Annotated in this window: 7 protein-coding genes; 3 read left to right on the top strand and 4 right to left on the bottom strand. The window is 70.3% G+C overall.

From position 1 onward, the window contains the following. Window positions 1-61: 61 nt before the first annotated feature. Together IPK71_04675 and IPK71_04670 are read right to left on the bottom strand one after the other, a co-directional pair. Complete coding sequence (locus IPK71_04675) at window positions 62-691, bottom strand: OmpA family protein (GenBank protein MBK8213024.1); 630 nt, start codon at window positions 689-691, stop codon at window positions 62-64. A 305-nt stretch (window positions 692-996) separates the two neighbouring features. Further along, the gene (locus IPK71_04670) at window positions 997-1,491 is read right to left on the bottom strand and encodes a hypothetical protein (GenBank protein ID MBK8213023.1); all 495 of its coding nucleotides are present in this window, start codon (window positions 1,489-1,491) and stop codon (window positions 997-999) included. Window positions 1,492-1,559: 68 nt separating this feature from the next. Between IPK71_04670 and IPK71_04665 the strand changes: the two genes are divergently transcribed. The 3 genes from IPK71_04665 (at window position 1,560) to IPK71_04655 (ending at window position 4,051) form a co-directional block, all read left to right on the top strand. Then, window positions 1,560-2,660 carry a hypothetical protein gene (locus IPK71_04665; protein ID MBK8213022.1) on the top strand — a complete coding sequence of 367 codons (1,101 nt, stop codon included), beginning with the start codon at window positions 1,560-1,562 and terminating at the stop codon, window positions 2,658-2,660. Between the two features lie 72 nt (window positions 2,661-2,732). Next, the gene (locus IPK71_04660) at window positions 2,733-3,083 is read left to right on the top strand and encodes a cytochrome c (GenBank protein ID MBK8213021.1); all 351 of its coding nucleotides are present in this window, start codon (window positions 2,733-2,735) and stop codon (window positions 3,081-3,083) included. Continuing rightward, on the top strand, window positions 3,080-4,051 hold the full coding sequence (locus IPK71_04655) for a c-type cytochrome (GenBank protein MBK8213020.1): 972 nt from the start codon (window positions 3,080-3,082) through the stop codon (window positions 4,049-4,051). The genes IPK71_04660 and IPK71_04655 overlap by 4 nt, the downstream gene beginning before the upstream one ends. Before the next feature lie 7 nt (window positions 4,052-4,058). On the opposite strand, the gene IPK71_04650 is transcribed toward IPK71_04655, so the two are convergent. Next, window positions 4,059-4,781, bottom strand: coding sequence for a 4'-phosphopantetheinyl transferase superfamily protein (locus IPK71_04650; protein MBK8213019.1), 723 nt, complete (start codon window positions 4,779-4,781; stop codon window positions 4,059-4,061). Further along, a complete protein-coding gene (locus tag IPK71_04645) occupies window positions 4,774-11,676 on the bottom strand; it encodes a beta keto-acyl synthase (GenBank protein ID MBK8213018.1) in 6,903 nt (2,300 codons plus the stop codon). The genes IPK71_04650 and IPK71_04645 overlap by 8 nt, the downstream gene beginning before the upstream one ends. Window positions 11,677-11,747 lie beyond the last annotated feature (71 nt).

Genomic DNA, 11,747 nt, shown 5'->3' with positions numbered 1-11,747 from the left:
CCCGAAATGCCGAACGGCGCGCCCCGGAGGACGCGCCGCTCGTCGTTCAGCTCGGATCGGATCAGATCTTGGCGGGCTTGATGCCCTTCTTCTCGGCTTCGGGGCAGCCCGTGGCGACGTTCGTGGCCTTGCCGTTGTGCTTCAGGATCTTGAAGACGACGCGGCGGTTGGCCTCGTGCGCGGCGGGGGTGTCGCCCTGCTCGATGGGGCAGTACTCGCCGTAGCCCTTCGAGGTGAGGCGGTTCTTCTCGACGCCGCGCTTCACGAGCGCCTCGACGACCGACTTGGCGCGGTTGTCGGTGAGGGTGACGTTCTGCTTCGCGTCGCCCTGGTGATCGGCGTGGCCCTCGATCTCGACGAGCTCGATCTCCTTGTGGTCCTTCATGATCTTGGCGACCTCGTCGAGGATCGGGTCGTCGGCGCCGTCGAGCTTGGCGCTGGCCGTCTCGAAGAGGATCTTGCCGTTGACCTTGATGTCCTCGCCCGAGACCTCGGCGAGCGCCGGCTTGGGAGCGGTCTCGGTGGGCTTCGTCGCCTCGGCGGGCTTCGGCGCCTCGGGGGCCTTGGGGGGCTCGGGAGCCGCCGGCGGGGTGGGGGCCTGGTTGAGCTGGCCACCCGCGTTGAAGGACGCACCGCCACCGCAGGCGGCGAGGAGGAGAGAGGTGAAAGAAAGAAGGAGAGCCTTGCGCATCGTTAGCCTCGAACGTGTGTGAGTTCCCGCCCAGACGATAGGTCCCGCGGTATGGGCGAACACCGCTGGGCCAGACCTTGTGTCGGCCGTCCGAAGACCGACCGTCGCGCCGCAGCGTACACCGAAGCTTACGAATGCAACACCTGCCCATCGCCTTCTTTTCCACACCACGACGGAACGAACGTTCAACGTCGGCGGGCGGTAGGTGGTGCGACCAGGTCTCGTCAAGTATCCGTATGTGTTGTGAAATATGGCGGTCGTTCGTAGAGCGTTTCGCGGCGACACGACCGATTCGGCCTCGCGGATCAGCGGAACACGAGGGGCACGAGGGCCTCGGCCGCGTCGTCGACCCGAGGCGCCATTCGAATGGCGCGTACGACGTCGAGCGCGCACGACGCCTCCCCTCGGACGAGGCGATTCCGTTCGACGGAGGCCGTCACCGAGCCGTCGAGGGCGATGACCATGCGCACGACGAGGGTCCCCCGCAGGGCGCACGCGACCATCTTCGCGCGGGCTCCCAAGAGGGCGACCTCGATCTCGGCGGGGGCCACCGTTCCACGTCGTGGGGTCGACAATCGCGGGGGCGGCTCGCTGCTCGAGACGAACGGGTCGGCTCCTGTCAGTTCGAGGGCGCCCTGGAAGCGCGGATCGGGCACATCGCCCCTCGCGGAGGGCTCGTCCGCGGCCGGCGGCTCTGCCTCGTTCGGCGTGCGCGCCGGGGCCCGCGTGGGCGCGCATCCCATGGCGAGGGCGAAGACGACCGTCGGGAGGCGGGGCGCGCGCATGGCTCCGATCGACACGGCAGCGCGAGGGATCCTTGGGAGGCGGGAGGGGCCCGTGTGGTAGGCATCCGCCCGAGGAGCCCAGGATGCACGTCACCGTCGTCGATCGAGAATCCACTCCGGAGGCCGCGCGGCCGCTCCGCGATCGCGTGGAAGCCGAAGGGGCGCTCTCCGCCACCTCGGCGACTACCGTGAAGGGCGAGGTCGTGGCGTGGGCGTGCGCGCAGGAGCGTGAGGGGCACGTCGTCGCGGCGGCCGTGGCGTTGCGTGCGCCGTCCACGTGGGTCGTCGTCAAGGTCGCAGGCTCTCCCCTCGCGGCCATGGCGATCGCGCGCTCGCTCGTGCACAGGAGCGCGTCGAAGCTCACGCCGGGCGAGCTCGTCTCGGCGCAGCTCGGTGACTTGCCCGACGTGCCCTTCGAGATTGCGGCGCCGCAGTACGCGATCGTGGAGGCCGCGTCGCTCGGTGTCTCGCCACCCGAAGCGCGCTTGGCGATCGGTGCTTCGTGGGCGGACATGGCGCTCGATCCCGAGGCAAGGCACGCGGCCGTGCTCGCTCGGGCCAAAGATGGTGTCACGCGCGACGTGCTCACGCCGATCGACGGGGCGTTCGTTGGGCTCGCGCGGGCGCTCCGAAAGGCGAAAGAGCCCCTCCTCAGCAGCGCGGCCTGGGTGCTCGACGCCCAAATCCCTATTCACACGCCGCAAGCGCGCGACCTCTTGCGCGAGCTCTCTCTGACCGAGGGCCTGACCGACGATCGCCGCGAGGTGCTCGGGGCCCTGGTGGACGCGGTCAATGGAGCCACGATCGACGCAGCCGACGCGGAGGCCGAGGAGGCCGACGGACGTGGGCGGGTGGCGCTCGCGCGGGTGCGGCTCCCTCGCGTGAAGAAGGGGGAGCCCGGGCGGATCGTGACGGCGTACTTCTACGCGGCGCAGTACCACGACGACGTGCGCCTCGATCGCCGACACCCCGAGAGCGCCATGCCCGACGCCGAGGTGCAGGCGGGGTTCGCCACGCTCGACGCGGTCCTCGAGACGCACGAGGGCACCATCCTCGAGGCCATCGGCTCGCTCGGGGGGCACTCGCTTCGGCGTGGCTTCCACCCGGACGTGTCCCTCGAGGCCGCGCGTGCGTCGTTCGTCGCCGATGGGCTCTTGCCCGTCGACCTCGTCCTCGACGCATGATCCTGCGTGCGCGCGCGGGATCGGTCGTCCTTCGTTGACAGAAGAAAGCCCCGTCCCGCATGCTGAAAAGGCATGTCGTTCGTTCGATGGGGAGTCTTCGTGGCCGCGCTGACGGCGGGGTGCTCGCGCTCCGAGGCGGCGGGCGCACCCGACGGCGCAGGGCTCTACGCGGCGGCGTGCGCGAAGTGCCACGGCGCGGCAGGTGAGGGCGGGTCGGCGCTTTGGGACGGCGGGCCGGCACCGCCCAGCTTCCGCGAGGGAGGACCGCTTCGTGGGAAGAGCGACGCGGACGTCGTCGCCACGGTGCGCGCGGGCAAGGGGGTCGGCATGCCGGCCTTCGGCGGGACCCTCCGCGACGAGCAGATCACGGCCGTGGTGCGGTACGCGCGAACACTCGACAAAAATCAGGGGAAAAGACCATGAAGAAGAAGCTCGTTCGTGGCGCTGCCGTGGTGCTCGGCTTCGTCGGGCTCGTGGTCGTGGGGCTCGGCACGAGGTTCTACGTGCTCTTGCCGAACGCGCGGCCCGCGCCCGACATGAAGGCCCCCACGACCCCCGAGGCGGTGGCCAAAGGCAAATACCTCGTCGAGCACGTCACGGGGTGTACGGGGTGCCACTCGCCCATCGACGAGTCGAGGCCCGGCGACGTGCCCGTCGAGGGAAAGCGCGGCGCAGGTCGCGATTTCGGGCCCATGGGCAAGGCCCCGTTCCGCCTGCGCGCGGCGAACCTCACGCCCGATCCGGACACGGGGATCGGCAAGGCCTCCGATGGCGAGATCGTGCGCGCGATGCGCGAAGGGATCGGTCGCGACGGGCGCGCCCTGTTCCCGCAAATGCCGTATCAGACCTACGCGAAGACGTTGAGTGACGACGACGCGCTGGCCATCGTGGCCTATCTGCGCACCCTCGCGCCCGTGAAGAACGACCCGGGAAAGACCGAGATTCGATTCCCCGTTTCGATGTTCATCCGCGCGCTGCCGCAGCCCCTCACCGGCTCTCCCCCTCCCGCGCCACCTCCCAGCGACAAGCTCGCGAGGGGCAATTGGCTCCTCGACGTGGCCTCGTGCCACGATTGCCACGACACGACGAACGAGCGCATGGAGAAGATCCCGGGGAAGGCCTTCGGCGGAGGCACGCGGTACCCGGTGGGCAGCAAAACCATCGTCGCGCCCAACATTTCGAGCGACAAGGCCACCGGCATCGGCGCCTACTCGGACGACGACCTGCGCCGGGTCTTCGACGAGGGCAAAGGCAAGAGCGGAAGGACGCTCTACATGATGCCGTGGTCGTACTACTCGGGAATGACGAAAGAGGACAAAGAGGCCATGATCGTGGCCCTCCGCGCGCAACCGCCGGTGAGCAACCTCGTCGTGGCCAAGGGGCTCGAGTAGCCCCGTCTCACCCGCGCGAAGGAAAGGCGACGGCCGTCACGAGCCCGCCGTCGACACGTTCGTACCGCCCCTCGAAGGTGTACCCGCGGGAGAGCTCGCCCGTGAGGTCCGACTGGAGCTGCCCGAAGAACGCGCCGCTTCGTTCGTCCACGCGCGTGATGCGCGCGTCGTGGAAGCCGAAGTACCGCCTCACGGCGCCGAAGAACGCCTTGTAGACGCTCTCCTTGGCCGAGAAGACGAGGGTGAGCGCTTCGTGAGGCAAAAGTCCTGTTGTTTCGAGGAGATGGGTGAGCTCTCCGGGCACCGTGACGTGGCCTGCGAGGCGTGGTGGCGCGTCGATCTTCATCCAGCGTTCGACGTCGACGCCGAGGCCCCGGAAGCGTGAGGCGTGGGCGACGGCGGCCGCAGCGTAGCGCTTCGTGTGGCTCACCGTGCCGACGATGCCCTCCGGGAAGAGGGGCTCGCGGCTCTCTCCCGTGGGGACCGGCACGTCGCGGTGCGGGGGAGAGAGCTCGCCCATCGCGTCGCGCGCGCACGAGCGGCCGGCGAGGTAGTGGATCTTTCGCTCGAGCGCCGCCGTCGCGAGGCGCTCGGGGAGGGCCACGGACGAGAAGCTCGCGAGCGCCGCCTCGCTCGGCTCGAAGAGCTCGATCGCCCGCACCACGACGCCCTCGGGGAAGAGCGCGGGTGCGAGCGATAGAGGGGCAGGGAGCTTCGCGGAATCAGCCACCGAGGACGCGGACGGCGAGGCCCTTCGCCTCGTAGATGCGCTTGCCGTCGACCCAGAGCGAGCCCTGACCGACGACGGTGACCGTGCCGTTCTCGCGGCGGATCTCGGTGGCCTCGATGTCGACCACGACCACGTCGTTCTCGGGGATGACCTGGCCGCGGTACTTCCACGTCATCGCGACGCCCGAGGCTTGTGTCTCGAAGCGCGGGCTCGAGATGCCCTCGCCTGCGCCGAGCTCGATGGCGAGCGCCTGGAGCGCCTGGAGCATGGCCTCGATGCCGAGCGAGCCGGGCTGCACCGGGTCTTGGTAGAAGTGGGCCTTGAAGAACCACTGCCGCGCGACGATGCTCTTCTCGGCGCGGATGCGGCCGATGTTGGCCTTGCCGGCCTTGTCGCCGCGGAGCCAGAGGCCCGTGATGCGCTCGATCATGAGCATGTCGTCCTTCGCGAGGCGGAGCGACGTGCCGAAGTAACGATCGGGGTAAGTGGTGAGATCCACTCGGAAATCGCTCGCGTCGGCGAGGGCCTCGCGCTGCTCCTTGGTCGTGGGCAGGCCGAGCTGGTTGCGCATGGTGTCGCCGGGGAAGAACCCGAACACCGTCTTCAGCGTGTAGATCTCTTGGTCGCCCGCGCTCATCACGACCTGGAAGCTCATGATGACGATGCCGTCGGCCTCGGAGATGTTGGTGAGCTTGGTGCGCACCGAGAGCGTGCCGATGTCGTCGGGGATCTCGCGGTGCTGCGTGCCGGTGCCGTCGAGGTTTCGGAAGTAGAGGTTCTCTTCCGCGGCGAGGGCGCCTCCCGCGTACGACGCGAGCCATCCGCAGGGCTGGAGGGCCGTCTCGAGCATGACGGCGAAGGGCATCGCGTAGGCGGCGTTCTGGCCGAAGTACCACTCTCCGCGGGGCACGTCGTAGTCGATGACGGCCACGCTGCCGGCCTCCATGCCGCCGATCTTCCCCTCGGCGTGCGTGACGCGCGACATGAAGTGGTAGGGCGGTCCGGGGAGGCGCGCCACGCGGCGGGGGCTGTCGAAGCGCTCGTACATCGGGCCGAACGCGAGCGACGGCCGACCCCACGCGCACGCGAGCAGCGACGCGTAGTCGAACTTGAAGCCATCGACCACCGCGACCGGGCGATCGTCCTTCGGGATCTCGACCTTCATGCGGCCCGCGTCGAGCGGCCACGCGGGCACGAGGCGGAGCGCCATGCGCTTGCAGTGGAAGGCCTTGCGCCCGTCGACCGAGCCCAAGATGTCGGCGAAGAGAATCGGCTCGGCGCCGCCGTGGATCTCCTCGACGAAGATCTCGTAGACGACCTCTTTGGACGTGGGGATCGCCTGGCCGCGGCAGCGGAGGCTGTAGTTCTGCTCGGCCATCGGCTCGAAGCGCGAGCCGTCGTGATCGAGGGTGTGGCCGAGGCCCGTCATGAGGATTTGCATGGCCTGGAGGCCGCCCTCGAGCATGAGGGTGCCGGGCATGCAGGGGTCGTTCTTGAAGTGGCCGTCGAAGAACCAGTCCTCGGAGGTGAGGTGGAGCGTGGCGCGCAGGTAGCCGCGCTTCCACGGGCCGCCTTGCGGATCGAACACGTCGACCTCGTCGAGGAGGCGCATCTTGTCGCCCGCGAACACCGGCGTGCGCGTGTGCGTGTCCGCCCGCGCGAAGGCCTCGCCGAACACCTCGCGGATCTTGCCGTCGGCGAGCATGCCGACCTCGGCCTTCGTGAGGCTGCGCTTCTCGGTGAGCGCGGCGGGCGGGTCGAGGCGCGCGTCCTTCTTGGGCTCCGCGGCCTCGGGCGCCCAGAGCACGCCGGCGGAGTTGGCGAGCTCTTCGGTCGTGAAGAAGCCGGCCTGACCGGAGCGCACGCTCATGCGGAGCTCGCCGTTCACCCAGCAGTTGTAGTGGAAGAAGAAGAGGCGAATGCCGTCTTGCTCGGCGTGGCCGTCGACCGAGATTTCGTAGTGGAGCGTGTCGCCGATGGTGGGCAGGGGGCCGTGGCTCTTGAGCTCGCAGCCGAGCAGGCGATAGACGCGCTCGCCCTTGTTGAGGAAGTCGGCGCCGAGCCACGAGATGAGGAGGAGGTCGGCCTGGCCGGACTCGACCATGATGCCCGCGGGCATGCGGCCTTCGTGGAGGTACCACGAGTCTTCCTTCACGTCGGTCTCGGTCCAGATGGTGCCGGTGCCCATCGTGCCGGGCTCGCCCTCGATGCCGAGCACGCGGTCGGCGAGGAGGAGCGGGGGCTCGGGCATGCGGACCTGGCGGGCGTAGCCGTCTTGCTGCTCGAAGAGCGGGCCGAAGATGCTCGAGATCTTGCCCGACGAGAGCACCTCGAGGCCCTTGCGATCGACCTTGAGGCCGGTGGGCGTGCGCGGGGGAGCGACCTTGGTGACTCGAGGTGCGGTGGGCGAGGCTTTGGCCGGAGCGGGGGTGGGGGCTTTGGCCGGAGCGGGGGCGGCGACGGTCGGCGCGCGCGGGGCGGGCGGGGCGGCGGGGGTCGACCTGGCGAGGGCGCCGTTGGTGGGGGCGAGCTTGGGGGCCGGGGGCATCTGTGCCGACTGTGCCGCGGGGGTCGGGGCAGCGACCGGCGTTGGCGCCAACTCCGCGTAACTCTGCGGAGCGTGTGCCACGGAAGCGACCGACGTTGGCGCCAACGTGCCGTAACCAATCAGATTGCCGCCATTTGGCTGTGTCACCGGCGCACCCTGAGCCACCAGGCCCGCCAGCGGGGCCAGCGTGGTGTTCACGAAGTGGGTCTGCAGCGCGACCTGTTGCCGAAGGAAGGCCCGGTGGAGCTCGGCGATGCGCTCATGGTGGGCGGTGAGCGCGTCGACCGCAGCCGACGACGAGGCTTCCGCCGCAGGAGCCTGGGCCACGGGGAACGAAGAAGACGGGACGGTCGGCATGGTCGAGGGCTCCGGGAGCATGGTCGAGGCAAAGTCAGAGAGCGCAGGGGCGTCGGTGGTTGGGTCGGCGGCCGGCGCATGGGCGAACGTGAGCTCGGCGCCCTCGCCGTGCGCGGCGCCGTTCGTCGCTCCGAACGAGACGGGCCGCGCGAAGAGCACGCTCGCGAGGAACGGGGCCTTGGCGAGCACGTCGCCTTCGGAGGCGCCGTTCGTACGCGCGCGGAGCAGGTTCACCTTGGGGCCCGTCGCTCGCGCGGCCGGGCTCGCCGAAGGGCGTGTGGAGGACGCAGGCTTGGCGGGCACCGGAGCGGGGTGAGCGGGCACGGACAGTCGGAGCGACCGCGCGCGCGCCGGCGCTTCGGGCTTCGAGGTCGCGAGCGCACGCGTGAGCGCCGCGAAGTCGACCGCGACGCCCGCCGCGAAGAGCTTGGCCGCGCACTCGACCCCCTGAAAGAGCGACGAATGACCGAACCTGTCGAGCGCGATCGCGAGGTGCTCGCGGTCGCCGAGCGTGTCGCCGATCCACTTAGTGCAGCCCGCGTGCGGCCCGTGCTCGATGAAGATGCGGACCCCGTCGGCGTACGCGCGCTCCACGAGCGCGGGGAAATCCACGCGGTTCATCGCTTGGCCCGTGAGCGCGTCGGCGCAGGCTTGGGTCGACGGCTCGTAGCTCGAGAGCGTCGCGTGGGTGTAGAAGCGCACCCCGGGCACGGCCTTCGTCGGGCGCGTGTGGAGCGCGCGCCAGCGGCTCTCGAACTCGCGTGCCTCTTGGCAGTGCATGATGAAGTCGTACCCGAGCGTGCGCTGAGCCTTGCGGCCGAAGATGGCGCCGACCCGCGCGCAACCCGCCGGATCGCCCGCGATGACCACGTCGTGCGACGCGTTCACGATGACGAGGTGCACGCGCGGCTCGTTGGCGAGCGCGGCCTCCACGTCGGTCGATTTGGCCCGGATGCGCCACGTCGACCACTCCGCGGGCGTCTCGGGATCGAGCTTCCACGCGCTGCGGAGGCACAAGAGCTCCCCGCACAGCTCGCGGTCGTACACGCGCGACTCGTTCACGTCGCGCCGGAAGCCGTCGAGGTCTTCCCACGCGCCGAGCGCGAAGACCGAGTTCGTCTCCCCCGAGCAATAGCCGATGGCGACCGTCGGCTGGAGGCCGAGCGCCTTGCGGGTGAGCTCGGTGTGGAGCTGCGCGAGATACGAGGCTCCCCAAAGCTTGTCGAGCGGCGTCGAGTCGAACGTAGGATCGTCGGTGTAGACCCAGCCCGCGGCGTCTCTCACGCTCCGGGCCCGTGAGGTGAACGAGTCCACGAGGTCGGGCATCGCGAGGGCGAGGTCGCGCCCCATGTGCGGGTAGGCGCCCGCCGCGCCCGTGTACACGAACGACAGCTCTCCTTGCATGGGCGTATTGCCGAAGTAGATGCCGTCCTCGAGCGTCGAGAACGAGACCCGGGTCTCTTCCGGGAGCGCGGTGACGAGCGTGCGCGCGTGGGCTACGCGGGCCACGTGCGCCTCGTGGCTCTCCGAGGTGACGGCCACGCGGTACGTGTGCGTACGCGCCTCCGGATCGTGGGTCGTCTCGGCCCCCGACGCGAGCGCCGCGAGCAGCCCCTCTCGTGTGGGTGCAGAATACACGGAGATGGCAGGGCGTGGGCCCACGAACATGGGCTCTCCGGGAGAGCCGAACGGTGCCGACAGCGTGGTGCGCGCGCGCTCGCCCGACGAAGCGACGACCTCGACGTGCGCGGTGCGTGAGGGTTTCGCCCCTCCGTGCGCCGGGAGCCAAGGCATGGCGCCCGCGCGTGTGGGGATCGCCCGATGGGCGCAGGCGAGCGCCGCCGCCGCCACGTGCAGGAGGCCCGCCGCCGCGTGGGCGTGCCCAAGTTTTGCGGAAAGCCCAGCGTTTTCGAGGTCTTGCGAGACGAACAGGGCGTCGCGATCCGAGGCGTGAGCTTCCGCGTCGGAGCCGAGCACGGCGAGCACCGAGTCGCCGTCGCGCACGGCGTCCGCGTGACGCTTCAGCACCATGAGCACGGCGGCGTCACCCGGCACGTTTCGGCCTTGGGCGAGCACGGCTCGGCCGGCGGCGCGCGACACGGGCTCGCACGCGAGGTCGACCGCTCCCACCACGGCCGCGTCGATCTCGCCATGCCGGAGGGCGCGGGCGGCGAGCTCGAGGGCCACGTTCCCCGAGAGCTCCTCGCTCGACACCGCAAAGCTCGGCCCGCGGTAATCGAGCTGGTGGCTCAGGCGATTCGCGACGATGTTCGGCATGCAGCCGATGACCGTCGCGGCGGTGAGCCCCACGTCACGAAGCGGCTGCGGAAGCGCCGAGACCCACCCGCGATCGGCGCACCAACGCACGGCGTGTCGCGCGACCTCGGCGTCGGTCTGCATGCCTACGAGGATGCTCGTGCGATCGCCTGCGAGCTTCGTGAGGGCGGCCTCGATGTCTTGTGCGGCGGCCACGAGGAGGAGCTGCTGGGGGAGCGCCGCCTCGAGGTCGTTCGGAGGGAACCTGAGGCCCGCGGCCTCGATGGTCACGGTGTCGCACGGGGCCTCGGCGACGAGGCTCGGCCCGTGCGGTGGGTGCGCCGTGAAGAACGCCTGGCCGAGGACCGCGTCGTCCTTGGAGTGGCCCGTGCGCACGCTCTGGGCGACGATGGCCACGGCGTGATCGGCGCGCTTCTCGTGCGCCTCCGGGAACGGTTGGCCCCGATACTCCTCGAGCACGAGGTGCGCGTTGTTGCCGCCGAAACCGAAGTTCGAGATGCCGGCCACCCGTGGGCCCTCGCTCGGCCATGGCTCGGCCTCGCGCATCACGTGGAAGGCGCCACCCGCGAGCTCCTCGTTCGGAGACTCGACCCCTACGGTGGGAGGCTTCACGCCGTGGCGCATGGCCTCGAGCACCTTGATGATGCCCGCGGCGCCGGACGCGGTGATGAGGTGGCCCATGTTCGACTTGAGCGAGCCGATCGCGAGGCCTCGCGCTCCGAACACCTCGCGCATGCTCCGGAGCTCGGCCCCGTCGCCCACGACGGTGCCCGTGGCGTGGCACTCGACGAGCGAGACGGCGTCGGGGGAGAGACCTGCGTCCGCGTAGCCGAGGCGCATCGCGCGGATCTGCGCCTCCTCGGTGGGGACCATGAGCCCGCGGCTCTTGCCGTCGTTCGTGAGCCCGACGCCGCGCACCACGCCGAGGACGGTCTTGCCTTGCGCGAGGGCGTCCGCGAGGCGCATGAGGACCACCACGGCGGCTCCCTGCGCGGGCACGAGGCCGTCGGCGTCGGCGTGGAAGGGGCGGCTCTGGCCCGTGGGCGAGAGCGCCTTCAGCGCCGAGAACCCGCCGTGGAGGAAGAGGTCGTCGGCGTGGTTCACGCCGCCCGCCACGGCCACGTCGCAGACGCCGTCGTTCAGGCGATCGCACGCGAGCTTCACGGCGTAGAGCGACGAGGCGCATGCCGCGTCGAGCGCGAACGAGCCCCCCTCGAAGCCGATGGCCTTCGCCACCGTGTGGGCCGGCAGGCCCGACATGAACCGGTTTTTCGGGTTCTGGCCCTCGGGCAGGGAGCCCCCGTCGCGCCAGGTCCCCATGGCGAGCTCGACGAGCCCAGGCGTGGGGTACGAGAGGTTGCCGAGCACGACCGAGCCGCGCTTCGCGCCCGTGCGAGGGTCGAAGCCCGCCCGACGGAGGGCGTCCCTCGTCGCCGCGAGCGTGTACAAGAACACCTCGTCGAGGCCCTCGAGCTCCGAGGCCGGAACGGCGAAGCCGCTCGGGTCGAACGAGAAGCCGCGGACGTACCCGCCGGTCTCGCTCACGATCTCGGCGGCGAGCTTGGTGCGGTCGGCGCCCGGGTCGATGCGCCATAGCCCTGGGTCCGTGGGCGTGATGGCCGAGCGTCTCTCGGCGACGAGGTCCCAGAGCTCTTCGGGAGACTGGGCACCGGGGAGCACACATCCGTGGCCGACGATCGCGACAGGGGTCATTTTCGGGGCCGGTTTCTAGCCCGAAACGCCCGGAAATGGGCGCAACAGTGGGGGTTTTCGGCCCGTCGTGA

It is taken from the genome of Myxococcales bacterium, assembly GCA_016712525.1.
Lineage (GTDB): Bacteria > Myxococcota_A > Polyangia > Polyangiales > Polyangiaceae > JAAFHV01.
The sequence above is the reverse complement of the archived record's forward strand: the minus strand, read 5'-3'. Positions and strand labels throughout refer to the sequence as shown.